We start from the raw sequence: 24250 nt of genomic DNA, 5'->3' as shown, positions 1-24250 counted from the left end.
ACCACGACCTGTTGTTATTTGGCATAGTGGTGTCAGTTGTTGATCTGAATTAGAATGATGCCTTTTCCCCGCGCGGCGGTCGCCTTTGTGGTATTTGTTTGTAGTAGTATTAGTAACTTAACATGTTATGACGAGGTTTCACTAGATTAAGAAAGCGAGAATCCAGCTTATTTCAAGTCTTAAACGAGCGTTGTGAAAATGTTATAGAAGCAAAGATCTTGATTTTGTCGAGGTATGCCCCACTCGCATTGGATTTCCTGTATCTTTGAAGCACTCATCCACTACTCTTGCCCGCTTGTTCTATGGGAGTCGCTGACGAAATTTGGCAAGCCTTCATTACCGCTCATCCCGAGGTGGCCCACGGCCACTGGTCACTCCAGGAAGTGAATCAGAAGATGGCCGCTTTTATGCAGGCCCGCAACCAGCAGCCGCTGCCGGATTTTGAAGACCTCTCCCCCCAGCAGATGCATCTGTTACTGAGTGACCCCTGGGGCAGTAGCTCACCGCTGTGCTTACTGCCTGAGATGGAGGATTCACTACTGGATCAAATTCCTTTTTTTAGGTTGATGGAAGTCCTCTATCAGCACTTACTCGTCCAACCCATCAAACTGACTCCGAAGGGCAACCTGCCTCTGGCGCTGTGTCGAGAGCTCTATGAACGCAAGCTGCTGGTGCAGGAAGATATCGAAAAGGGCATTACCAAAAAGATCTCCGAGGACAATGTGGCCTTTCTGCAGGCGCTGAAAACGGGCCTGTTGCTGAGCCCCTTCGTGAAAAAACGGCAAAATACCCTCTCGCTGACCAAAGCGGGCGGGCAGGCTTTGGCAAAAAAGCGGAGCGTGCTCTTCAAGCAGGTGCTCCAGGACTATACCCACCGCTTTAACTGGGCGTATCTGGATCAGGCCCAGACCCCAGCGGGGCAGTTCGGCTGGGCCTATTCGCTGTACCTGGTCCACTGCTACGGTAGTCAGTGGCAAAGCACGGATTTTTATGCCGCTAAAGTCTTAAAGGCCTTTCCCCACTTGCGAGAACCGATTCCCTCGTCTCGCCTAGCGGGTTCTTATTTGGAATTTGAGCGGGTGTACCGCTGGCGCTTTGTCGAGCAGTTTGCCCATTGGTTTGTGTTGGTTGAACTCCAAGAGCAGCCCCGGCGGTTTTATGATCCCGATCCGTTGTTAATCCGAAAGACTCCGCTTCTGGATAGCCTCTTGCGCTTTACTTTGTAAACCAGGATCCCTAAGAACGGTCTGCCGTCTGCCCTATTTTGATGAAAAGTTGGAAAGGGGAACCAAGATCCCAACTCGCTAAAACGGATCATTTATTTTTAGTGGAAGGAGCCTAGTAAGGGCTTCTCAGGAAAGTTACAAACCGGAAACGACCGTTTAAGATTTGTAACAAGGCCTCTATGACGCTTAAAGTACGTCACCTTACGCTTGGCTAAGGTAGATTTTGTATGTAGCTTTAATACAACCGCTACATAGGCGTGGAGGTGATTAAGGAGAACGCCCGCAGCCACCCGGCCAACAAACAGGCGGGTGAGTTAATCCGACTTTACCAGTATCAGAACCTGACGTTAACGGCCATTGCCCAGCAACTCAACGAACACGGCTTTCGTACCCGTAAAGGAGCCTTGTTTCGGGCCGAAACCGTCAAACGGCTCTTGGTTCGGCAGAAGGGTGGAAAAGAAAAATAGGACCACCCTAGTTATCCCCATTTTGCTCCTAGTAGCTTGCTATTCGCTACGCAGGCTCTTCACCGGATTGACTAACGCAGCCTTAATACTCTGAAAACTGACCGTTATAAGCGTAATCAGTAAAGCGCCAGCCGCAGCTACGACAAACACCCACCACGAAATAGTGACCCGATAATCATACTCTCTCAGCCAGTCGGTGAGGTAGTACCAGGCAATCGGGGACGCAATCACGCAGGCAACCAATACGAGCACCGCAAAATCTTTGGTGAGTAACTGCCAGAGATTGATAACGCTGGCCCCTAACACTTTGCGAATACCGATTTCTTTCGTACGTTGTTCAGCCACGAAACTCGCCATGCCGAATATTCCTAAACAGGAAATGAAAATAGCCAGTACCGCAAAGTAGGCCGATAAGGTGCCAATCCGTTCCTCCGATTTGAATTTGGCCCCGTACTGCTGATGGACAAATTCATACTGAAAGGGTACGTTGGGGACGTATTTTCGCCATATTTGCTCAATTAGCGCGATGGACTGATTAGGGCTTTTGGCCGCATGAAGGCGAAGAACCATATTTCCTTGATAGTCCGAACCGGTGATATGATACAGCGAAGGGCGAACCGGGTAAAAAGGAGACTCGGCCATAATGTCACTCACCACCCCAATAATCGTGTAGGGCTTATTATCCCACTTCAGGATTTTGCCGACCGGGTTTTTGAAGCCCAGAAATTGCTTCATGGCTTCGTTAATGATGAAGGCCGATGAATCCGTCGCGAACTCGCGGGAGAAGTCGCGCCCTTGCTTTACTTTCCAACCCACGGTTTTGCCCCATTCATAGGTCACGTTGGCGTTGGGGAAATCGACCGCCAGGTTGGGGTCTTTGCCCGCCCAGTCGAAGCCCCCATTGGTGTTCCAGACACCCGTCAACGGACTGTTCGAGACGGCCAATTCTTCGATGGCACCGGCCGATTTCAGCTCGGCTCTGAATGCGTCGAAATGATCACTTATTTCTTTCTCTACGCCCATGGTAACCAGCCCGTTGCGATTATAGCCAATGGGCCGGTTTTTAGCGTGCTGGATTTGTTGATAGACGATGATGGTCCCAATAATGAGAACAATGGAAACGGTAAATTGCAGAACCACCAAGGCTTTACGAGGAATAGCGGCCCACTTGCCCACCCGAAACGTACCCTTTAAGACACTCAGCGGCTGAAACGAAGACAAATAAAAAGCCGGATAGCTGCCTGCCAGTAATCCGGTCATGCCAATAAAAGCCAAGCTCATGAGCCAGAACTGCGGATGTGCCCAAAGAAACTCTATTTTTTTATCGGCTATTTCATTGAAAGGCGGCAGTAGCACTAACACCAGCAGCACCGCCACCAGGAACGCCAGGGACACCACCAGATAGGACTCCGCAAAAAATTGATTGATCAACTGCGACCGCACCGAGCCAACCGCTTTACGGATACCCACTTCTTTGGCTCTTTTTTCGCTACGGGCCGTGGCCAAATTCATGAAATTGATACAAGCCAGCACCAGGACAAAGATGCCGATAATGCCAAACAGCCAGACGTATTTGATTTGACCGCCCGTATTCACGCCATTTTTGAATTCGCTATACAATTCCCACTTGCGCATGGGGTGCAGAAAAACCACCCAGTTGTACCGGGCTTCCTCCTTACTCACGTTGGCCAATTTAACATTCTTGATTCGGCCCGAAGCCTCTTCCATAGTTATGTGGTCGGCCACCTGAGCAAATGTCTGACTAAAGTTGCTTCCCCAGGGGTTTCTCATCGTTTTGGCCCAGGGATTATCGATCAGCCACAATGCCCACGGCATAATCACTTTTACATTCCGAAAGGAGGTGTTGTAGGGCAGGTCTTCGTAAACACCCGTTACTTTTACAGCATATTTTCGGCCTACTTTTAGGGTTTTACCCAATGGATTTTGGGTCCCAAACAGGGATTTGGCCACCGATTCCGAAAGCATAATCGAGTAGGGATCTTTTAAGCCGCTATACGTCCCCTGCCGCATGCGCAGGCCCAGCATAACCGGGCCGTCGGGTTCAAAATAGATGCCTTCTTTCGAGACATGATTATCGCCTAGTGACAGTATGTATGAACCGGGCCAGGAGGCCTGCACCACATACTTGAAAGTTGGGCCATACTTGGCCCGGATTTCGGGACCCAGGACGCCGGGGTTCGCCACCTGGGAATCGACCTTACCATTAAACGTACCATGTTGCATGACCTGGGCAATGCGGTCGTAGTTGGGATGGTATTGATTGAAACTTACTTCATCGTAGATCCAGAGCCCGATCAACATGGCCACGGTCATTCCTACCGCTAACCCGCCGATGTTAATAAAAGAATAGGCCGTGTTTTTCCGTAGATTTCGCCAGGCAATGGTGAGATAGTTACGCAACATCGTGGTATGGGTTGGTTTTGAATAGCGTTTTTCTTTTCGTTTCATCAGGGAAGGCCGCAGCAGACTCACCACATCGCGCACGTAGCGCCATCGGGCCTGTTTCAAGCCAACTTCCCGCACGCGTTGCTGAAATAGTTCATCCAAATCACCTTCCAGCTCCTCTGCCTGCGGAGAAGCATAGAACCAGTGCAGCAAGCGGGTAGCGAAGGGTGGCGGATTGACGGATTTCATGACCAGACGGTGCGGGGAATGGTGTCCCACATCTGATTACGCAATTGACGCATCTCATCGAGGGCCCGGCGACCATAAGCTGTCACTGCATACAGGCGTTTGCGACGACCACCCCGTTCGGTTGTCCTGCCACCCATTTCGGAGCTGACCAAGCCTTTTTCCTGGAGTCGGTTCAAGGCCGAGTGCACCGCCCCCAAGTTTACCGAACGACCCATCTGCTGCTCAATCTCGCTCACCACAGCCGCGCCGTAGGCGTCGCCCGAGCGGATGGCCACGGCCAGCAAAACCACCTCTTCAAATTCGCCTAAGTAAGTTCCTTTCATATGGCCTGATTACTTGCATAAATGTATAACAAATGACGGACCAGTCTCGAAAAAAGGGTATTGTGAACAGGAATGACCCATTTCTCCCGAACGGTCTGGAATATCTTGTCCAAAAACGGACAGTTTCTGTACGGTTTTGGACAGGTAAAAAAGTTGACTAATAAACTGAGATAAGGGGCAGCAATAGGAAATGGGAAAGCTCGCGGACGGTGTAGGTATAAACATGAAATAGCATCATCCGCTCAATTGAGAGGCCGATCCTGCGAAAGTCCCAAATGTACAGCAATTTATTTTTGAATCACTCTTGCTTTTATGAGTGCATCGTACAAGCTCTGCTTGTTTTGAGGTATGTGGCAAGTACAACTTCATGGGTTAGGCAAATGAATTTGTAACTATAAGTCACTTCAATAAATGATCAGACTGTGGTAACGCAACGGAAAATTTGGAACCTCTCTTCCCCTTTCCAATACTTGTTTGTACTTAAAATGTCTTCTTGGTGAATGATTCGTCTGTGATAAGGTAGACGAATGTATTTGCCCCTTTTTGTAAAATCATAAAAGCTCTACGAGGGTCAAGCCTCTGTAAATTTTGTCTGATTTCCCAGCCCTAGAGGTGTTCCACGGTCACAAGTATTGACGTGTCGATTTTATTACAAGGCTTAAACGGACGTTTAATAAATGTTAAACCCACTTCTTTGGACTCCGATCGGTTCGATGTCCAGCGTTGTGAAAACGTTGTAACGCTAAAATCAGAATGGAAGAGATTTTATCGGGGCATGATAATCTCGCTTTTCAATTTATGATATCTTTGAACTACTCACCCCCTTCTCTAAGCTGCTGGTCCTATGGGAGTTGCCTACGAAATCTGGCAAGCCTTCCTCACAGCTCATCCCGAGGTGACCCAAGGCCACTTGTCACTCGAAGAAGTGAATCAGAAGATGGCCGCTTTTATGCAGGCCCGCAACCAGCAGCCGCTTCCGGATTTTGAAGGCCTCTCGCCCCAGCAGATGCATCCGTTACTGAGCGACCCCTGGGGCAGTAGCTCACCGCTGTGCTTACTGCCTGAGCTGGCCGATTCGCTGCTGGATCAAATTCCCTTCTTCGTGTTGATGGAGATACTTTATCAGCACCTACTCGTCCAGCCCATCAAACTGACCCTCAAGGGCAACCTGCCCCTGGCACTCTGCCGAGAACTCTATGAATGCAAGCTGCTGGTGCAGGAGGATATTGAACTGGGCATAACTAAAAAGATTTCCGAGGACAATGTGGCCTTTCTGCAGGCACTGAAAGTGGGCCTGATGCTGAGCCCCTTCGTGAAAAAACGACAAAATGCGCTCTGGTTGACCAAAGCGGGCGGGCAGGCTTTGGCGAAACAGCGAAGCGTGCTCTTTAAGCAGGTGCTCCAGGACTATACCCACCGCTTTAACTGGGCATATCTGGATCAGGCCCAAACCCCGGCGGGGCAGTTCGGCTGGGCCTATTCGCTGTACCTGGTCCACCGCTACGGCAGTCAATGGCAGAACACGGATTTTTATGCGGCTAAAGTCCTCAGGGCCTTTCCCCACTTGCGAGAACCGATTCCCTCGTCTCGTCTGGCGGGTTCGTGGCTGGAATTTGAGCGGGTGTACCGCTGGCGCTTTGTCGAGCAGTTTGCCCATTGGTTTGGGTTGGTCGAACTCCAACAGCACTCCAGGCAGGCTTATGATCCCGATCCGCTGCTGATGAGAAAGGCCCCGCTCCTGGATGGTCTCTTGAGCTTTACTTTGTAAACCAGGATACCGGCGAACGGTCTGCCGTCTTCTCCTATTTTGATGGAGAGTTGGAAAGGGGAAGGAAGATGATTATGAGTTGATCCGGTGCTATCTCATGGCTAATATAGCCTAAACACCGTAAGCTATCTGCTCAACATGTTTATAGCTTGATCAATTTCAGAAATTGACCTTAACGGCGATTGCCCGGCAACTCAACGAACCCGGCTTTCGCACCCGCAAAGGAATGTTGTTTCGGGCGGAAACCGTCAAACGGCTTTTAACCCGGCAAAACTGGACCATCTTAGTCATCAGCGCCTTGCCCAGCGCGAGTCGGCAATTGGCTCCAGTCGAAGGCTATGATAGAATCGTGCAGTCGATGAAATTCATCGGCGGAAAGGTAGCGAAACAAAGGGCCAAACTGGAAGCGTACCTTAGCTCACAATCCGAGTAGAGGATCACCTCGCCCTAAGGAGTATGGGCTAACTTAATGGTTCTGCCCATATTCCCATGGCTAAGAAACTTACAGTTGAGAGGATAATACAGTGGCAATGACCTTTAATGCTAAATTAGCGTTCCATGACGTCAAGCACATAGGTCGCACAGCGCCATACTGCCTGATAAGGCTTGCCATCCTGTTCCCCGGCCCTCTTTTCGGTCTTACTAGCTTCAATATAATAGCGGCCCGGCCAGACGGGGGTAAACTCGGCAATACCACTTGCATTCGTCTGGATTTCTCTATTCCAACCACTAGGCGAATGCACCGATACCCGCAGTTTTTCAGCCGGGCGGCTGTTGAAGACAACCGTCAGCAACACCGGCTTGCCTACGGCGTAGGATTTTCCTGCATCCGTAACGGCTACATTTAATTCATTGGGGTGAGCTATCAACGCTGAGGTCTGCTTGCCGACGGTTACCGCTGCGGTCGCATTAAACTGATATTTAGTGGTACCCCCCAGGCCTTTAGCTCCATGGCCGACAGCCAGTGTATAAACGCCGTCCTGTTCGGGAGTAAATTCGGCCGTAAAGTGGTCCTGAGCCGGGCTTACCGTTAGCTGGGTTTTCTGACCACCGGGGCCGATTAGCCATAACTCAAACGATTTGACATCGGAATACCAGTCGCCAATCTTTTCAGACGGCTCACCCGGTTCGGCGTAAAGAACGGTAACCGTTTGTTTCTGGCCCTTTTTGCCAATTGGGTTGGTTTGTATCCATAACGCATGCGCATATACGTTTGCAAGGTTGAGGAGTGAAATAAGCAGAGTAAGCAAGCTGAATCGGTTCATGACAAGGTTGTTGAAATGGACTATTGATTTGATGAGAAAAGGAATGATTCTGTTTATTCAGATCGGCAAGGATAAAACCGTGTCTACCAAACGAAGTGTGGGTGCAGGAATCGGTTACCATCGGGCGTGAGGGTGCACTAGCAGTTAAGCTATCCTGTATCAAGAAGTGCCTAATTGGCCAACTTTCTCTTTTACCTGTACCGAACTTGGATGAGTACGCTTTTTCTGCTCAAGCTTCCACAGAATAACTCCGCTAATAATCGATAAACAAAGAAAAAGCACATCGATAAACAGGATGTCAAAAGCACCACGGGTAAAAGTGTTCCAAAACCAGTTACCGCGTCTGACCCCGTCAGCCAGAGGCAGTAGAAAACAGGTTACCATGGATAAGCATAGCGATTGCCGATTCACCAGGGCCAGATCTTTCCGAATCAGGAAATAAACGCCCAGGGTGAGCCAGGAATAAAAGTACCAATGATAGATATCCGATTGGTCCGGTTTATTGAGCAGCAGCAATGCCGTCATGGTGAAAGCCGTAACGGGCAACATACTTAAGCTGGAGGAGATATAGACGTTGGCAGTCCAGAAATTAAAGGTTCGTTTACGGGCGGGAATATTCTTATTGTCCCTAGCTACCAGCCAGATCATCACGCCGGAGTTGATGACGATACAGCCCAGAATACCCAAAACGAAATAGACCACGCGCAGGGGCCTACCACCAAAATCGCCAAAATGCAGCCGTAAAATGAGCCCTCTGACTGTGTGTATATACGAAGGCGTTGCCAGCGGGGCACGTTCCGAAATAATCTTCTGGTCGCGTATCCGGTAGATGATTTCCCCCTGACCATTCAGCTGGGCATCCGTATGGGGCTTTCCTTGGATCACCACGTGCATGTTTTCATCCCCGTAATTTCGGATGGCAATCAAACTGATATCGCTTTGGGGCCATTTCTGTTCGGTCTGAGTAACCAGCCGGTTGATATCGAATGGGGTGGCCAACGGCTGGTTCGCATACGTAAAATCTGACTTTATGCCATACCCCAGATCCTGGTATATTTTTTCTTCATTGCCCTTGTAAAATAACTTCGTATAGGGAATAATCAGGAAGGAATTAAAGATCAGGATCACGCCCGTTATCGCGAACACGAGTTGATACGGAAAACCGATCACCCCCAGAACCGTATGCAGATCGGTCCATAAAGTTTTGCGTTTACTCCAGGGCCTGAACGTAAAGAAATTAGATACAATCTTGTCCCAGTGCAGCAGCAACCCCGTAATGAGGGCAAATAGAAAGATGAAGGAGACAATACCGGCCAGCAGGTAACCAAAGGGTACGCCAATACGAAAGGGGAAAACCTGGTTTAGTTGCGCTAAAAAGTGTAAGCGGTACAAAAATTCACCGATGGTATAGCTGGACGCGTAATCAGCCTCCTGCTGTTTGCTGAAATCATAGGTAAAGAACGCAGAATCCTCATCTCCACCTCTACCCCGGCCACGTCTTCCTTCCGGTTTCTTTTTAGGCTTCTTTTGTTTTTGTACAATCGGATCGTGCGAGGCCGTCATCGAAACGTATACGCCCGCCTGATGCCGTTGCATCGTCAGGTCAAAATCACGCCCTTTCAGCGTATGATGTTTGGCGAGTGAATCCAGAATAAAGTTGAAATTCTTTTTTACCTCCGCTTCATGGCTCAAATAGGACTCATTTTTTTGCCACGAGGCCAAATCGTCCTTAAAGAAGGAGAACGAACCGGCAAAGAACATAACATACAAAATCGCGCAGATAATGATGCCACTAATCGTATGGGTATTGAAATAAATATTGTATTTCCTGTTGTCCATAACCGTAACCGATTCAAATGAAGTAAATGCCTGAACAGACCCCTATTGCTAGCGCATAGATGGCCCAGGTTTTCCAGGCTTGCGGGATCAGGAAAGCAACTAATAAAAGCGTTGCCCAAAGTAGGTAGCCCGTTATGAACGAGGTCACCATGACGTATTCCTTCGGAAACACGCGGGTCAGGGCCGCGTGAAAACTAATGGTCACTAAGTAACCACCTAGCGAACCCGCCAGTAGTTTAGATAATTTTATCCAAGGCGATTTTGTCAGGTATTTTTTATTGGCTGGCATAGCTAAAGGATCATTTCTAAGAGCACACAACTGATATAGATCGCAGCAACTCCCTGAACACGCAAGTAATTCAACGGCTCGATGACCACTGAAAGACAACCAACGGCCATCAACCCCACAAAAAAGCCAAATAGGCCACTTGCCAAACCCCATTGAGCGACAAAGCCTACGCAAGCGGCCAGCGATAAGGCAACCCCAATAAGACGCGTCTGCGATTTGTTCGCTACCGCGTAGGTCCAGAACCCGCCTACGGGCTGACGTTTAGGAGCCGTGATTTGCCAAAGGTAAAAGGCGATAAACTGTACGAAGTACAAGGTGGTGAGCATAAGCAGTTCAGAATGATTTACCAGTTGTGCTTTACAAACTCAGCGAACCAGAGGCTCCTGGAAGCCTCTGGTTCGGTGGCATCAGGATGTCTTATTTCAGATTTTGTACGGCGGTAACGGCACCACCTTCCACTTTTAAACCTCGGGTAGCCGTTTGCGTGCTTGCATCAATCTTATAGATGTAGCTGGTGCCGTCGGTTAAGTTGACACCGATGTACCCTGTTTTACCATCTTTAGGCGTATAGTTGGTGGTGGTCAGGTTGGAGATGCTGGCCACGTCAGGCATGCCTGTAACCGCTTTGTAGGTTTTATCAATTACATTCACAATACCTATATGATTACCATTCGGAAATCCATTCGTTTTTTCAGCCCTTGCCACAGCGTTTACGATATACGTATTGTTCCCTACATACAGCCACGAAGTAATGCTCATTCCACCGCTGGCGGCCTCCACGTCGAAGAAATAGCTTTGATCAAACTCGGTAGTACCTGACTTGATTTTTAAGACAGCCGAGGGTTTGGTCGTAGAAATCGTCCCTCCTGTTGTGGCAGCTGCGGGAGAAAATCCATAGATATCCCCATTTTCCTGAACAGAAAGGCCGTCTGTGAAATACTTCCCAATAAAACTAGTCCGCTTATCCGTAATCACCTTGTCAAGTTTCATATCGGCATAATTGAAAATAGCAATGGAAGCCTGATCGGGATAAGCCGTATTGAAGCTTCGATCGTTAATGGTTTGATAAGGAGCAAATAGCTTCGTACCCACTTGCTTGATCCAGGTGAAATGAGCCAGTTCGCCCAACCCGGTCAGGTCGAGGGTGTTGACGGTACCTTCTGAGGAGATGGTCAGGCTGTTGGTATTTACCTTATACCAGCTTGAGGTAGGCGCCGTCAGGCTTCGTGAAATTTTGAATAACAACAGGTCATCATTAAATGGTGCAAAGGCTTGTACGGTTTCGGTCTGAAAATTGGTTAGTTTGGTCAGTTTACCATTCTGGATATTGTAGGCGGTAACAGCTCCGGGATTACCCTGCCCGTAAAGCATACTGAAGAACTTGCCATTATGCGTTACATAATAGCGGTACGTTCCATCCTGCTCAACTCCATTGCCTGCCGTTGAGATGGTGCCGGTATCCAGGTTTTGAGCCGTTATCAGATAATCAGCCACACCCGTGGAGGCCGCCGGACTAACCGCCAAGATGTAATTACCTGGATTGTCGAGTGCGATTTCATTCTTGTCACTACACGAGGCCAGAATCCCCGCAGCCATAGTTAGCGCGAGAGTCGATCTGAATTTCATAGACATTATATGTTAAACGAATTAAAGAAATAACGAAAGTTCAGGTAGAAGCCCCGACCGGGCTTTTGTAAGCTGAAGTTGTCATACAGCAGATTGTCCGTGATGTTACGTGCCTCTAGTCCGATATTGTACTTGCCATTCTTCAGACTATATACCGCATTCAGATCATGACTAACTTGCCTTGGAATACTAAGCTTATCGCCCCCGCGACTGGGCCAGTAGAGCCAAAAGGCATGGACGTACAGCAGATTGTAGCCAATGTTCAGTACGTTTCCTTTTTGTCCGAGATCCCTCAGTGTCAGCGAGGCATCTGCATTGCCGAAGAAATACGGAATATTGGGCATTTGGTCCTTGTAAACCGGGCTCAGGACCCGATTGCCGTTGCTATCAAACACGTACTGTTGTCGGTTCTCCAGTTTCTGATAGGTGAGGGTTGCTCCGGCCGATAAGAATCGTTTGTAGGAATACCGGATTTCTCCTTCACCGCCGAGGGTAAATACGCCGTCGAGGTTATCCAGTACCAGAGCCGATTGATTCTGATTGAATCTGGAATAGATGTAATTATCGGAATACCGGTAAATGGCGTTTGCATTGATCAGAAAACGGTGATCTTCTTTAGCCACAAAACTGTAGGTGAACCCAACGTTTATGTTCTGACTTTGCTCAGGTTTTAGGGAAAGATTACCCTGCACTAATTCCACATCCCCAAAAAGTTCGTTGGCTTCCGGCAAACGATTAGCTTGCTCGTACGAAGCTTTCAACTGAAAACCGGGTGTCAGGAAATAACTGGTGGCCACACCATAACCAAATTTCCTGAATGTGGTTTGGCCGGGCGTTTTCTGGTATAAATATTTGCCAAAAATAGAGGTGCTCCATTTATCTTTCACATCGTAGGTATAGCCTACACCCAATACATTCTTATTGAGTCGGGGTCGTATATCGCCCTGCGTGAAACTTTCGTTAAATACATCTGTGCCTTTTCGATAAAACGTACTGAAGACGTTACTTAGCGCAATGGCTTGTCGATCCGATAATTTGTAGTTGGCGGTTGCGGTTAGTAGTCCATTGTTATTACCGTATGTCGACAGACTGCGGCCACGGCCTTCTCCATTCGGATTCGGCTTTGAATTACCATACCAGTCAAATCGTGCCGACAGTGTATCGATGTTACGTTCCTTGCCCAGGTTGTAATTGGCATTCAGCGTCACATCGAGGCCTTTGATCAGGTTTGTTTTGCGGTACTTTACCGTGGGCATGACAATATTGCCCCGTCTGTGCCAGCCACCGAAGACCGCAACCATTCGGGCTCCCGTTTGTAATTCCTTATAATTTTTCCCAAGAGTGATTCCCAACAGCAGTTGGTCGGCGAATTTTTTACCGACCACGCCTACATTGGCAATAACCGTTTCGTTGTGATACGTATCGTGAAAACGCCTGACGACGGCATTGGGCTTATAAGCACCCGTATAAATATCGGCGGCATCAACAGTAACTTTGTAGTTGTTGTCCGAGTAGTTCTGGAAGGCATTTAGACGTATCGTAAAGCCACTTTTGGTCGTAAACGCTGTATTTACGACGCTACGATGCGTATTAAAAGAGCCATAGGAATAAGAAGCATCTACATAATTCCGAAAACGATCGCCGGTAACAATGTTGATCGCCCCTCCCAACGCATCCGAACCCAGCCAGATCGGAACAACCCCTTTATATACTTCAAGCCTTTCAGCGGTATTGATCGGAATGTTATTGATTTGAAAGGAGGAGCCGAAATTGTCCATCGGTACTCCGTCAATGAAATACCGGATACGGTTGCCAGAAAAACCGTTTAAGGAAAGATTGAAATTGGAGCCTACGCCCCCTGATTCGCGCACCCGTACGCCGGACACTCGATCCAGTGCACTGCTGAGATCAAGTGTGGAATTATAGAGTTGCTTGGCATCAATGGCGGTAACATTGAACGACTGTCGATTCACCTCCTGGACTTCGGTACGACCGATTACAGTCACCGCATCTAATTCGTTGGATTCGGGCTGCAGGTTGACGTCCATCCGCGTCGGCTTGCCTTCATGCACGTGAACCACCCGGCTGGTTTTCTGATAACCAACAAACGAGACAACGACGGTGTGTTTACCGGCGCTTAGGTTTTCCAGCCGATACGTTCCCTGTGGATCGGCGAACGTTCCCGAGCTTCTGTCGGTCAGGCTAATCGATGCCCCCGGTAGTGGCTGCCCCTCAGCCGTTCGTATGGTTCCAATCAGACTGCTCCCCGTTTGTTGAGCCCATCCACAATAAGTAAGAAGACATAGAAGTCCTACATGCAGAATTTTGTTAATTTGCATTTGCTTTATAATGTTACCCCGTTGTAGAGCACCTGTCGCCAGACAGGCCGAGCCGGAAGGTTGCAGCCGACCGGCTCTTTTTGTTTATACTCACCGCTTAAAGTCGCCCAAAGGCTTTCGTCAAAGCTGATCAGCTCTCGAAACGTAGTTGCAGCTACATTCTGGATGTCATAAACAGTGGCACAAAACTAAGTTATTATTTATAAATAGTCCAAATAAAATTAATCTTACTTTAATAAGTGCAAGAGTTTATTCTTATTGACATACTATTCGATGAAGCATTTTAGGGATACAACTTTCCGAGATTTGTATATATGTATAGGTTTGGGGCAATAACTCTGGGCAATACGTCAGAAAGACTGGATAATCTGATTCTGAGTCCGGCAATCGGCCATGTGACCCTTTGACTAACTGGGCATCCAGGGGATGATGTCCATTAACTGTATATTTCGGAGAAGTTGGCTCATCGTAATTGCCCGTCGGTTGGGTTGCCCTTCCTGCCCTCTCCAACAAAAAAAGCCCCCTGTTCCAGGAAGCTGGATATTCCGGTGATGCTGACCCCATTCCGGGCATATTGGCTCATCGTCACTTTTGGTGAAATTGGTGTTTACTAGACGTGTTGGCGTCTTTTTTATCTTCCCTGCCGTTTCTTACATGTACGGCCGTTATCGAATCATCTGATGGTTTCCAGGTTCAACTGATCAGCACCGATCCATGAAAGTCGTGTCCATGCTGCGCTATGCTCAGTAAGCGCATCCATAGCCGGTATTATCGGAAGCTTACCGACTTACCTGTGGTAAGCAAGCCTTTGATTTGGCAGTTAAAAGTCCGTAAGTTTTTTTGTGATAACTCTGACTGCTCTCGTCGGATATTTACGGAACGATTTTCAATGTGCATTCATCCCTATGCCCGCTGGATGGAAGCTTGCCAAATGAAATTGCTCCAGATCGCTATGATTACTGGTGGCCAAGTCGGGAGTCGGGTGTGTAAGCTCTTTGGACTTAAAGTTAGTGGTTCAACCCTACTTCGACGCCTACTGTCCGCTCCGTTACCGGCTCAGCAAACGCCCAAAGTATTAGGAGTGGACGATTGGGCATTTAAAAAGGGAGATCGCTATGGCACTATTCTAGTCGATTTGGAAAAGCAAAAAGTGGTCGATCTGCTACCGGATCGGGAAACGCAAACGCTGAAACAGTGGCTACTAGATCATCCGGGGGTGGAAATCATCTGCCGGGATCGAGCCAGTACCTATGCCTTAGTAGCGACCGAAGGCGCCCCCCAGGCGGTGCAGATTGCCGACCGGTGGCATCTGTTAAAGAACTTAGGCGATGCGATTGAGCGGTTTGTGGAAGGGCAACAGATCCTGTTACGACAAACGGCCCAAGAACTGAGTCTGCAAGGGCAGGAAGCTATCGAAGACCAGCCAGTGCAAAAGCCTTCTGCCCCAGTTAGTAACCGCCAGATACGATTTGAGCAAGTTAAGACTTTGCAACAAGCGGGTCATTCGGGCCGTTCCATTGCCCGGCAGCTGGGCATCTCACGTACCACAGTAAGAAAATACCTTCAATGGACTCAATACACTGCCCGAAAGCACACCCCGGTCCGAACCTCCGGGGTATCGGCTTACGAAACTTACATTCGCCAGCGGTGGCAGGAAGGCGAACAGCGTATTGCTATTCTGCATGCTGAGATTCAGCAACGGGGTTTTCGAGGCGGAGCCAGTAGTTTGTTTCGGATGATTCGGAGCTATCCCAGAAATCCCAAAGTATTATTGCCGCTGAGTCCCCAAATAACCTACTACTCCGTGCGCCAGGTCAGTCAGTGGTTGATGCGCCCTTTAAATTCGATTCAGGACGAAGCTGCCAGAGATTTTATACAACGGGTTTATTTGAATTGCCCATTGGCACAGACAGCTCACAAATTGGCTTTGCAATTCCGAAATTTAATGAAAGATCAAGACGATAACGGGTTAGATCACTGGCTATCAGTGGCCAAACAGTCCGAAATTAATGCTTTACGACACTTTAGTCGGAGTCTAGAATCGGATTATGCTGCCGTCCGGCAAGCCTTTCAATCCACATGGAGTAGTGGTCAGGTAGAAGGGCAAGTGAATCGGCTGAAAACGGTGAAACGAGCCATGTACGGCAGGGCGAGTTTTGAGTTACTCCGTCGAAGGATGATAATGCCATCTGCATAAGATCGGATTCACCAAAAGTGACGATGAGCCATTCACCGGAATATATAGTAACTACCCGTGCTTTCCATGGCTACCGACGTAATACCATACTGCCGTAGATGATTGATGAGAAGTTGGTGGTCGAGCGTGTAAACGCCAAAGGATTGGACGTTTTCCTTATTCTGATCGACGGCTACCCAATGGTTACGGGAGCCGATCCGGGGCGCCGGTGCGATCAATTCCGGCAGCATGAGGATTGACGATTGGCAAGTCTGCAGTTGGCTTTCCCATGGTTTTGGCTGATTAGAAGCACAAACTGACTTCAGGGAATGGATGGGTGAATCAAGATTTTACTATACGGGATTCTCGCGGGGGAGATCACCAGTGAATTCATCAAGTACCTCTTGGGGAGGCATGATCCATTCCAGCCCAGATTTCAGGAAGGACTGATAGGTACCATTTATAGGTTGATGAGCTTGGTTCTGAAGTCAAAACAAGGTAAGTAAAAAGCATCAAACTGCCTACTCCAGTTGTCCTGGGTATTCAATGGTACCCGCTCAATCGAACGATTTTAGGACAAGACAATGGATTAGCTTAAAAATACCGATTTTTTAAGCCGATGATTTCGGATAGCGACTTTTGCAACAGCCACATTGATTATACAACAGGAGTTTCAACCATTTTAACATAGTAGGGGTCGTATCAAAAACTGATTATTATGCGCCCATTTCTGTCTTTCCCCTTACTCATTGCTTTTCTATGTTGCCGCAGCAAAGAAGTGAGTCCGGACTTAACATGTACTGAAAAGCCAAGGGATTCCTCAGGGTGTTATACCAACTATGATCCTGTCTGTGGGTGTAATGGAAAGACATATGGTAATATATGTGAAGCAAAAGCCTATGGTATTAAATCCTATACAGCGGGAGAATGCAAAAAAGCAGTAAGAAGCGTTTTTACTTATACAACAAGATTTTGGCTTGAGTCAAATCAGTAATATAAAATACTTTTGTCCTATGAAACACCTCGTTACAATAACAATAAGTTTGTTTCTGATCGTGAGCAGTTTGTCATGCTCCGATTCTGGTAATCCTAGCGCTGAACCACCACGCGATATAGCGTCGACTAGAGCTTCGAAGGGATTGGCCATTTATTTAGCTGATCCTGGTGATAGGCTTGGAACGAATGGGAATTGCCAAGTTAATCTTACTAAGTTTCGTTTAGTGGGTCAGCCTTTGACCGAATCAGACATCGACTATTTTGACCAAAAGCAGGGCTTTTTCAAATTAAAGGTTTCATTATATGAATGGTTGTCAAAAGCTAATGGCCCTAACAGCGTAGCAATAGACTCGTTGACTAAAGAACACGGCTCTTATTATGCTATTGCATTAACCTTAGATGGGACGCCTGTTTTTGGTGGGTATGTCCTAAGTCGGTTCAGTAGCCATAGCTGTGTATTCGAGAATCAACCTTACTTTGCAAATAATCTCCCGAATTTACCCACCACAGAATTTTTACAAAGTGAAGAGCCCTACCAACTGCCGTTAGTAAAAGCATTGTTTCCAAGCACGCTGCCGAATAAGGAGTTGATTAACCGCCTAAAAGCGATTAGCAAATTAAAGGATTAACAAGTACGCTCTGATACTATTTTATGATTCTAATTGAAAGTAGATGTCGCCTTTTCCTTTGATATTCTCTTAACATAGTACGTTTGTAACGGTTGCTCAACACCCTTATTTTGAATACCTTAAACATGATGAAGAGCCACCAGTGTGGGTCGAGACATAAGATACGGGCTTGGCCCATGTTAAGAGCGGACTTACTCACACTGGTGGCTCTTCTCTTTTCCCCCTTAGTTGTCCACTTTTACTTGACTACATACACCTACGCATTCCCGCACTTCCCTCAAATCCTATTTGACTAAGCGGCTGAACAATTATCGCGGCAGGAACTGAGGCATTGGCAGCTTCAGTGAGTGAGCCGCAATACCGATGCGGTAAAAGATGCCTGGAGATGGATCGAACTACTCTAATTTACACCCATCACTGATTGAGCTTGATTGTTGATAATTAAATACTTAAGATTGTAAAAGAACTGGGCGGAATGAGAGGCAAGACAGAATAAAGCAACCTCCTTAGCTATGAAACTATTCTACTCCCTAATCTGTGTCCTGTGTTTGAGTGCCTGCCAAAAAGAAGCTGCTACGCCCGATGCCAAAGCTGGTGGCACCGATTTTATTGAATTCAAACTGGATGGCACCTTACACCGCCTGGAGAATAACGTCAGCATCAATACGTCGGTGGTAACCCTGTCAAACACACCAGCCCTGCCCTTGTACCAGTTGATTCATGTACTGTATTCGGGTCAACTGAAACAGCAAGCCACGGTTCATCTCATCAGCAGCCAATCAATCCAGGTTAAAAAATACGAGTTCTCCAGCTTTGACGTCTCCAACCGGCCATCGTTTATGTTTCTCGACACACCTACCTCCGGTTATCAAACCAGTGGTCCTAATGCGAGGGGCACTATCGAGATCACGAAACTAGACACCTTGAAAGGGGGCATAGTGGAAGGGACTTTTACTTTAAGCAACCTTGATCAGTTTACCCAGACGAATGGCATTTATCAGGTTCTTTCGGCTAATCATAAAGTAACGGAAGGCAAGTTTAGAGCCACCTTCAAGTAGTGGCCTATGAATCTACGTCAAAAATTTAACCAAGCGGATCCTGGCTTCGTAAGCGGTTGAGAAGTCGGAGAATCAGCCCCAAAAAATCTTACTACCAATAGTACGGCTGTCGCCCAAGGGAAACGGCAAGATATTGGGTATCAGTCGGCCTTTTTCATCGCACAAACATGGACTACTACCTCAGTGGTGTTACGCTGAATCACCCGGTAATAAGCATCGAGTTGGTAGGTGTTGCAAATTACCTCGCCAACTTCAAGAGGATTAACAATGTCGCGGAACCAGGCGGCTTCCTGTTGAAGGATACCGGAACTGTCTTATTAAATTGTCGTTCATGTACAAAATTCCCCCGTTTGTATGCTAAACTCTGCAACACATATGCTTTTCCTGAAAAATCCACTGTCTGGTAATTACCTTTCTGCCCAGTAAGAAACGTGTAAAGCACATCAAAACATCAGGCTCGGCTACTTCGCCGGGGGGTTGTTTCTTAAAGCATCACCTTCACTCGGTGCCTGAAGCAGAAATTCAATTTTACCCAATAATTCCTGGACCGAAAAAGGTTTGGCTAAAAACGCATTCGCTGAACTTTGGACTAACCCTTCCCGAGCGATGGGCCACTCGGCACCTGATATTAGGATCACTGGCACTTTATCGCCAGAAGCTCGTAAGCTTTCCAGTACTTCAATGCCACTCATATGGGGCATCAACAAATCCAACAGGATCAAATCGGGGCGTTGCTCGGCTGATCAAACCCAGTTGAGAACCTGGCGGCCATCACTGGCAATAAGCACCTGATAACCGGCGTGAATTAACCGGTGGGTGATTAAATGCCGGTACGTCGCATCATCATCTACGACCAGGATTCTTGGCTTTCTGTTCATCTTTTTGCCCTCAGCATCAACCAGGGTTGATAGTGAGGTGAATAACTCGTTGCTGATACTTAGCAATCAAAGATGATACCAATTGCGAGGCACCAATTAATTTACCCTAGCCTAGGTTAAGGAGCAGCAATAAATCAAGTTGGATCAGCAACCGTACATTCAGCGCCTTCAACGTGAGTAGGGAGATCTTGAAGAGCAAATCCAATTGCGTATTTACAATTATTTTTCTGCTGTAGCCCGCTTGTGCAGTCGCGGCACCTGCATGGCAAAGAACTATTACGGTAGAGGTGATAGGTTCAATTAATCAGCTATCTTCGGTAGACGATGTCCTGCAATCCATAATCACACTGTATTCTCCTGCTTGACAAACCCCAGCCGCAACAACATTCGCTGCGTCGCGTCTACCTCAGCACCAAGCGGATGTCGGCGCTCGGCTTCCACTTCCACCAGTTTCATGGCCGTCACCAGATAGCCCTCCAGTTCCGCTTTGTATACCTGATAGCGAGAGTAGACCGCCTGGCCATTGACAAAAGCTAATACATTGCAGGTGCTGTTGATCTCGCACGAGACCTCGCATGGCATGCCATGGTGCAAAAAGCTCCGGGTGTACGTTGTGGTAGCCAGTTCCTGCTGACTATCCCCGGCTGGGCTTGGAGCTTCCGCTCGGGGTTCTTCGGGTGGAAATATCTGGTTAACCTGCTGAATCTGCTGGGCCCGTTCAGCCTGGGTCAGGGGAGCTAATAGAAATTTCTTAGCCATCGCTCAAAGGTAGCTATAAAACAAACCCGGCTTCAATGAAGCCGGACTGATTACTAGTAAGCTGCAATAAGGCTTTCGGCAGGGATATGCAGCTCGCTGTGCAGTTTGCGGATCATCTCCAGACTCAGCTTTCTTTTACCGCTTAGGATCTCGGATTGGCGGCTACGAGCACCCAAAATTTTGGACAACTCGCTTTTGTCCATATTCATTTGTTCCAAACGGAACAGGATCGCATCGATCGGTTTCGGCGGTGCAATGGGGTAGTGAGCCTGCTCGTAATGTTCTACAAGCAGTGCCAACACTTCCAGTTCATCAGATTCCGGAGAATCATCTTCTAAATCCAGTTGCATGAGTTCATAGACACGCTCTAGGGCGTTTTCATACTCCTGCTCTGTTTTAATCACTTTTAACATATCTAACGGTCTTGACGTCTATTTTGTCATACTCTGCATGGGTCCCAATCCAGACAACAAAAACGAGCTTCTTTGTGAACTCGACATCGGCAACTAGTCGAAAATTATTGCCCTTGATGTTGAACACATAGCGCTTACTAGTAATCAGATCGGCGCTCGGGAACCGTTCAATAATGTCGTTGGGTTTTTGCCAGTCAGCGGCTTTTACCTCGCTGACAAACGCATCCAGACTGCTCTTCGAGGCTGGATGCTTCTCGTAAAAATTCACAATGTACTTTACACTAATAATTCTCATGCTCTGTCTCCTCTAATAGGAGTTTTAAGGTTCGCGAATTTGCTGTTATTGCGGTCACCCCGAGACTGAGAATATTAAGGGTATCAGCGATAATGCCTGTTACCATACTGGTAACATCAAAGGTAAAGGAAAAGTTTTAGTTTGCAAAGCTTGCTAAAACTTCTGTTGCTTAGCCAAAGTGCTGATCCGGGTACTTCTGACAAAACTATTACTATGGTGTTCTCCAAAAGCTGGACAGCAAGAATAACTTGAAACAACTTATCTTGCAACTAGAAAATGTCCAACAATGGCCAATCCTATTCGACGCATCCACGATGCCCACTTCAAAACCAGGGTGGTTTTAGAAGCGCTCAAAGGACACAAAACACTGGCTCAACTCAGCAGCGAATTCGGTATTCATGCTCAGATGATTACCGAACGCTGGTACTGTCGTGAAGTACAAGTTTTCATTTAGCATTTTTTCAATATCTTTGAATTATCCATGGGAGAAGAGAGCTACAGTTCCTTCATCCTGCGTAGTCCTGCTAGTCGGGACTACTTTTTTGGATACATTTTGCTGTTGGGTCGAATACATGGGATCGTAAGCCGCTTCACTTTTCCAGAGCGTGTAGACCAGTAATAAAAGCTTTTTTTGTACGGCTACATATCCTTTCATCTTTATGCCGCTGCGCCCATAAACCCGCTCGAAGAGTGATTGACAAGCCGGTTCTCCATAGCGAACGGCATTGAAAGCGGGCAAATGAAGTATACGACGGATATGGCTGTTGCCTTTCTTAGAAATGCGGGTTTTGCCCACTCGCTTGCCGGATTGATTCTCTACCACATCATAACCGGCGTAGCTAACTAACTGACGTTGATTATCAAAACCTTCAAAGCCATTGGTTTCGGCAATCAGTGTTGCAATTGACAGTAAGCCTAAACCTTTAATAGCTACTAATTTTTCAACGCGGCACTGAAGCAGAGTATCCTTTTGAATCAATTCGTTAATAGCTTGAAGCAGTGCTTGCATTTGCTGATCATAGATACCTGATAGCTTTTCTAATTGTTTGGTGATCAACAGATCCTTAATAGGGCTATGTTCCAAAGCATGCTTTTGATTTAAACATTGCGTCTTTAATTCTTGCAAGCGTTGGTGTTGACGGGTCAATAGACGTAGGCTATAAATGCTTTTAGATAGTGGTTGCCAAAGGGGAAGAAGTTGCTCCAACCCCATACGAGCCAAGCCGACTGCGTCAATGGTATCATTCTTGGACTTTTGGCCCAAACTGCGCAGGTTGGACTTGCAACAGTATTATGGAGATTTTTCAGGCGGCCATTGCGGTAGTGAAAAAATAAGACTCCTGTTGACTGGGTGTTCGGTACTTCAATGTCGAATGTTTCCGTCGACGGTTGTACCAACTCTCGATATACTCAAAGATCGCTAACCGAGCTGCTGCACGTGTGGCAAAATGCACATGGTTAACCAACTCACTTTTGAGCGTCTTGAAAAAACTCTCCGCAACCGCGTTATCCCAACAATTCCCTTTGCGACCGCCGGGCGGCCCCGTCATACTCTGTTCAACCGGCAAATTCTTCAGCTCATCTCTAAATTCAGCGCAGGCATATTGAACACCCCGATCCGAATGAAAGAGAAGATGACTGGATATTGCTCTATTTTTGAGCGCCATACGCCAAGCTGTTACCGTCGTGCCTACCGCTTTGAGCGTATCGCTTATCGCCCAGCCTACCACTTTTCGGTCGGCCAGATCTAAAATCGCGGTCAGATACAGCCAGCCTTGGCCAGTGGCAATATACGTGATGTCCGATACCCATTTTTGGCCCGGTTTGTCAGCGGTAAACTCTCGGTTCAGCAAATTTTTGGCCACTGGATAATCGTGATCTGATTCAGTGGTCTGCACGCGATACTTTTTGTAGATGATACTGCGAATACCGGCCTTCTTCATGAGCCTGGCTACCCGGTTGCGGGATACTTTTATGCCCTGCTCGCGGAGTTCTGGACCTGCTACATTTGATTGGACATTAAGTTAAGCGTGATCTAACTTAGTGAATGATGAAAAAGACCCGAAGACATTACGACGAGGAGTTCAAGAAATTAGCTGTGGATTTGGCTATGGTAAAAGGTTCATTGACGTCTACGGCTAATGAATTAGGCATTACCCCCGACATTCTGGCCCGATGGCGTCGAGAGCGTCTTCCCCAGCAGGATAAGAATTCTTCTTCTCGCCAGCAGTTAAGCCAGGAACAACAGGAAATCATCCGATTAAAACGAGAACTGAAGGAAGCTCAACTAGAAAGGGACATCCTAAAAAAGGCAGTCGGCATCTTCTCCAAGAGCGACGGGAAATATTTCGATTCATAAAGGCGCATGTCGCTATGTTTCCTGTTGAGAAGATGTGTAAGGTACTGAAAGTAAGCCGTAGTGGCTATTATAGCTGGTTAAAACAAAAACCTAGCAAGCGAGTGCAAGAAACTGAAAATCTTCTGAAGCAGATTCGTACCGTATTTTCGGCCAGCAAGCAGACATACGGTAGCCCCCGAATTACCCAGGAGCTTTTGAGTCAAGGTATAAAGATTTCCCGCCCTCGGGTAGCTCGACTCATGCGCAAAGCCCACCTTAAAAGCCTTATTAAAAAGAAATTTGTGGTTGCTACTACCGACACTAACCATTCGTATCCAGTGGCAGCCAATCATTTGAATCGAAACTTTAATCCCTCGCAACCCGGAAAAGCTTGGGTATCTGATTTAACGTATATCTCTACAAGTGAAGGATGGGTTTACTTGACTATCATTATGGACTTGTATGATCGAAAAATCATTGGATGGTCGCTAAGCCAATCAATGAAGGCCATCGAAACAACTATTGCAGCCTGGCAAATGGCTGTCAAAAATCGGCCTATCACCCGCAACCTCATCTTTCATTCTGATAGAGGCATACAGTACGCCTGTCCGGCATTTACTCAATTATTGAAAAAACACCCATTGGTTTTGCAAAGCATGAGCCGAAAGGGAAATTGCTGGGATAACGCCGTGGCAGAAAGCTTTTTTAAAAGCTTAAAGTCGGAGTTGGTGTATCATCAAGATTTCCAAACTCGGGCTGAGGCTAAACAATCCGTATTTGAATATATTGAAATCTGGTATAATCGACAGAGAAGGCATTCAGGATTAGGCTATCTGTCCCCTTTTGAATTCAATAATGGTTCATTACAAAACGTGGCTTAAAAATTTGTCCAGTTTTCTGTTGCAAGTCCA

The 24250-nt window shown here is 47.3% G+C and carries 20 protein-coding genes and 3 pseudogenes; 8 read left to right on the top strand and 15 right to left on the bottom strand.

The features are described from left to right. Nucleotides 1–302 precede the first annotated feature (302 nt). Together LX87_RS27185 and LX87_RS27180 are read left to right on the top strand one after the other, a co-directional pair. The gene (locus LX87_RS27185; protein ID WP_111631469.1) at nt 303–1226 is read left to right on the top strand and encodes a hypothetical protein; all 924 of its coding nucleotides are present in this window, start codon (nt 303–305) and stop codon (nt 1224–1226) included. 257 nt (nt 1227–1483) lie between these two features. Next, nucleotides 1484–1693 (top strand): recombinase family protein, encoded by a 210-nt coding sequence (locus LX87_RS27180; protein ID WP_229310845.1) that lies wholly within the window; start codon nt 1484–1486, stop codon nt 1691–1693. Between the two features lie 39 nt (nt 1694–1732). On the opposite strand, the gene LX87_RS27175 is transcribed toward LX87_RS27180, so the two are convergent. Beyond that, nucleotides 1733–4348, bottom strand: coding sequence for an ABC transporter permease (locus LX87_RS27175; RefSeq protein ID WP_170139484.1), 2616 nt, complete (start codon nt 4346–4348; stop codon nt 1733–1735). Continuing rightward, nucleotides 4345–4671, bottom strand: coding sequence for a PadR family transcriptional regulator (locus LX87_RS27170; RefSeq protein ID WP_111631467.1), 327 nt, complete (start codon nt 4669–4671; stop codon nt 4345–4347). The genes LX87_RS27175 and LX87_RS27170 overlap by 4 nt, the downstream gene beginning before the upstream one ends. 844 nt (nt 4672–5515) lie before the next feature. Between LX87_RS27170 and LX87_RS27165 the strand changes: the two genes are divergently transcribed. Together LX87_RS27165 and LX87_RS27160 are read left to right on the top strand one after the other, a co-directional pair. Next, a complete protein-coding gene (locus LX87_RS27165) occupies nt 5516–6439 on the top strand; it encodes a hypothetical protein (protein WP_111631466.1) in 924 nt (307 codons plus the stop codon). Nucleotides 6440–6605: 166 nt separating this feature from the next. Then, nucleotides 6606–6872 carry a recombinase family protein gene (locus LX87_RS27160; RefSeq protein WP_111631465.1) on the top strand — a complete coding sequence of 89 codons (267 nt, stop codon included), beginning with the start codon at nt 6606–6608 and terminating at the stop codon, nt 6870–6872. Nucleotides 6873–6987: 115 nt separating this feature from the next. Here LX87_RS27160 and LX87_RS27155 read toward each other — a convergent pair whose 3' ends face one another. The 6 genes from LX87_RS27155 to LX87_RS27130 form a co-directional block, all read right to left on the bottom strand. After that, a complete protein-coding gene (locus LX87_RS27155) occupies nt 6988–7704 on the bottom strand; it encodes a DUF4198 domain-containing protein (protein ID WP_111631464.1) in 717 nt (238 codons plus the stop codon). A 159-nt stretch (nt 7705–7863) separates the two neighbouring features. Continuing rightward, entirely contained in the window at nt 7864–9543 is a 1680-nt protein-coding gene (locus LX87_RS27150; RefSeq protein WP_111631463.1) for a PepSY-associated TM helix domain-containing protein, read from the bottom strand. 13 nt (nt 9544–9556) lie between these two features. Next, nucleotides 9557–9832: a hypothetical protein gene (locus LX87_RS27145; protein ID WP_111631462.1), complete on the bottom strand. Its 276-nt coding sequence runs from the start codon at nt 9830–9832 to the stop codon at nt 9557–9559. A gap of 2 nt (nt 9833–9834) precedes the next feature. Then, nucleotides 9835–10158, bottom strand: coding sequence for a hypothetical protein (locus LX87_RS27140; protein ID WP_111631461.1), 324 nt, complete (start codon nt 10156–10158; stop codon nt 9835–9837). Nucleotides 10159–10249: 91 nt separating this feature from the next. Continuing rightward, nucleotides 10250–11458: a DUF4374 domain-containing protein gene (locus LX87_RS27135; protein ID WP_229310844.1), complete on the bottom strand. Its 1209-nt coding sequence runs from the start codon at nt 11456–11458 to the stop codon at nt 10250–10252. Between the two features lie 5 nt (nt 11459–11463). Then, nucleotides 11464–13797, bottom strand: a complete 2334-nt coding sequence (locus LX87_RS27130; RefSeq protein WP_111631459.1) for a TonB-dependent receptor — start codon at nt 13795–13797, stop codon at nt 11464–11466. Between the two features lie 733 nt (nt 13798–14530). Here LX87_RS27130 and LX87_RS27125 point away from each other — a divergent pair. Next, a pseudogene (locus LX87_RS27125) lies at nt 14531–15994 on the top strand (ISL3 family transposase); the annotation flags it as partial. A 32-nt stretch (nt 15995–16026) separates the two neighbouring features. Here LX87_RS27125 and LX87_RS27120 read toward each other — a convergent pair. Then, entirely contained in the window at nt 16027–16224 is a 198-nt protein-coding gene (locus LX87_RS27120) for a hypothetical protein (RefSeq protein ID WP_111631457.1), read from the bottom strand. A 762-nt stretch (nt 16225–16986) separates the two neighbouring features. On the opposite strand from LX87_RS27120, the gene LX87_RS27110 reads away from it, so the two are divergent. Together LX87_RS27110 and LX87_RS27105 are read left to right on the top strand one after the other, a co-directional pair. Beyond that, a complete protein-coding gene (locus LX87_RS27110) occupies nt 16987–17598 on the top strand; it encodes a hypothetical protein (RefSeq protein WP_111631455.1) in 612 nt (203 codons plus the stop codon). A 512-nt stretch (nt 17599–18110) separates the two neighbouring features. Next, a complete protein-coding gene (locus LX87_RS27105) occupies nt 18111–18656 on the top strand; it encodes a hypothetical protein (protein WP_146624579.1) in 546 nt (181 codons plus the stop codon). A gap of 461 nt (nt 18657–19117) precedes the next feature. On the opposite strand, the pseudogene LX87_RS29435 reads toward LX87_RS27105, so the two are convergent. The 6 genes and pseudogenes from LX87_RS29435 to LX87_RS27075 all read right to left on the bottom strand — a co-directional run. Then, nucleotides 19118–19381, bottom strand: a pseudogene (locus LX87_RS29435) (response regulator); the annotation flags it as partial. A gap of 495 nt (nt 19382–19876) precedes the next feature. After that, nucleotides 19877–20293: a hypothetical protein gene (locus tag LX87_RS27095; RefSeq protein WP_111631452.1), complete on the bottom strand. Its 417-nt coding sequence runs from the start codon at nt 20291–20293 to the stop codon at nt 19877–19879. A gap of 53 nt (nt 20294–20346) precedes the next feature. Beyond that, complete coding sequence (locus LX87_RS27090; protein WP_111631451.1) at nt 20347–20706, bottom strand: helix-turn-helix domain-containing protein; 360 nt, start codon at nt 20704–20706, stop codon at nt 20347–20349. Beyond that, a complete protein-coding gene (locus tag LX87_RS27085) occupies nt 20690–21001 on the bottom strand; it encodes a type II toxin-antitoxin system HigB family toxin (protein WP_111631450.1) in 312 nt (103 codons plus the stop codon). The genes LX87_RS27090 and LX87_RS27085 overlap by 17 nt, the downstream gene beginning before the upstream one ends. Before the next feature lie 475 nt (nt 21002–21476). Continuing rightward, nucleotides 21477–22265 carry a transposase gene (locus tag LX87_RS27080; protein WP_229310843.1) on the bottom strand — a complete coding sequence of 263 codons (789 nt, stop codon included), beginning with the start codon at nt 22263–22265 and terminating at the stop codon, nt 21477–21479. A gap of 40 nt (nt 22266–22305) precedes the next feature. Then, nucleotides 22306–22983: pseudogene (locus LX87_RS27075) on the bottom strand (IS3 family transposase); the annotation flags it as partial. A 65-nt stretch (nt 22984–23048) separates the two neighbouring features. Here LX87_RS27075 and LX87_RS27070 point away from each other — a divergent pair. Beyond that, nucleotides 23049–24220, top strand: a protein-coding gene (locus LX87_RS27070; RefSeq protein WP_374755150.1) for an IS3 family transposase whose coding sequence is annotated in 2 segments (ribosomal slippage) — nt 23049–23304 and nt 23304–24220 — 1173 coding nt in all. Because the reading frame shifts where the segments join, the coding sequence is not laid out codon by codon here. Nucleotides 24221–24250: the final 30 nt, after the last annotated feature.

This window comes from Larkinella arboricola, from assembly GCF_003259745.1.
Classification (GTDB): Bacteria; Bacteroidota; Bacteroidia; order Cytophagales; family Spirosomataceae; genus Larkinella; species Larkinella arboricola.
This window is presented reverse-complemented; position numbering and strand designations above follow the sequence as displayed.

Excerpts from the sequence above, each read along its gene's own strand:
- LX87_RS27120 (WP_111631457.1), bottom strand. The coding sequence starts at position 16,224 with ATGCTGCCGGAATTGATCGCACCGGCGCCCCGGATCGGCTCCCGTAAC.
- LX87_RS27140 (WP_111631461.1), bottom strand. The coding sequence starts at position 10,158 with ATGCTCACCACCTTGTACTTCGTACAGTTTATCGCCTTTTACCTTTGG.
- LX87_RS27185 (WP_111631469.1), top strand. The coding sequence starts at position 303 with ATGGGAGTCGCTGACGAAATTTGGCAAGCCTTCATTACCGCTCATCCC.
- LX87_RS27095 (WP_111631452.1), bottom strand. The coding sequence starts at position 20,293 with ATGGCTAAGAAATTTCTATTAGCTCCCCTGACCCAGGCTGAACGGGCC.
- LX87_RS27145 (WP_111631462.1), bottom strand. The coding sequence starts at position 9,832 with ATGCCAGCCAATAAAAAATACCTGACAAAATCGCCTTGGATAAAATTA.
- LX87_RS27085 (WP_111631450.1), bottom strand. The coding sequence starts at position 21,001 with ATGAGAATTATTAGTGTAAAGTACATTGTGAATTTTTACGAGAAGCAT.
- LX87_RS27110 (WP_111631455.1), top strand. The coding sequence starts at position 16,987 with ATGAAACACCTCGTTACAATAACAATAAGTTTGTTTCTGATCGTGAGC.
- LX87_RS27105 (WP_146624579.1), top strand. The coding sequence starts at position 18,111 with ATGAAACTATTCTACTCCCTAATCTGTGTCCTGTGTTTGAGTGCCTGC.
- LX87_RS27170 (WP_111631467.1), bottom strand. The coding sequence starts at position 4,671 with ATGAAAGGAACTTACTTAGGCGAATTTGAAGAGGTGGTTTTGCTGGCC.
- LX87_RS27175 (WP_170139484.1), bottom strand. The coding sequence starts at position 4,348 with ATGAAATCCGTCAATCCGCCACCCTTCGCTACCCGCTTGCTGCACTGG.
- LX87_RS27135 (WP_229310844.1), bottom strand. The coding sequence starts at position 11,458 with ATGAAATTCAGATCGACTCTCGCGCTAACTATGGCTGCGGGGATTCTG.
- LX87_RS27150 (WP_111631463.1), bottom strand. The coding sequence starts at position 9,543 with ATGGACAACAGGAAATACAATATTTATTTCAATACCCATACGATTAGT.
- LX87_RS27090 (WP_111631451.1), bottom strand. The coding sequence starts at position 20,706 with ATGTTAAAAGTGATTAAAACAGAGCAGGAGTATGAAAACGCCCTAGAG.
- LX87_RS27165 (WP_111631466.1), top strand. The coding sequence starts at position 5,516 with ATGGGAGTTGCCTACGAAATCTGGCAAGCCTTCCTCACAGCTCATCCC.
- LX87_RS27155 (WP_111631464.1), bottom strand. The coding sequence starts at position 7,704 with ATGAACCGATTCAGCTTGCTTACTCTGCTTATTTCACTCCTCAACCTT.
- LX87_RS27130 (WP_111631459.1), bottom strand. The coding sequence starts at position 13,797 with ATGCAAATTAACAAAATTCTGCATGTAGGACTTCTATGTCTTCTTACT.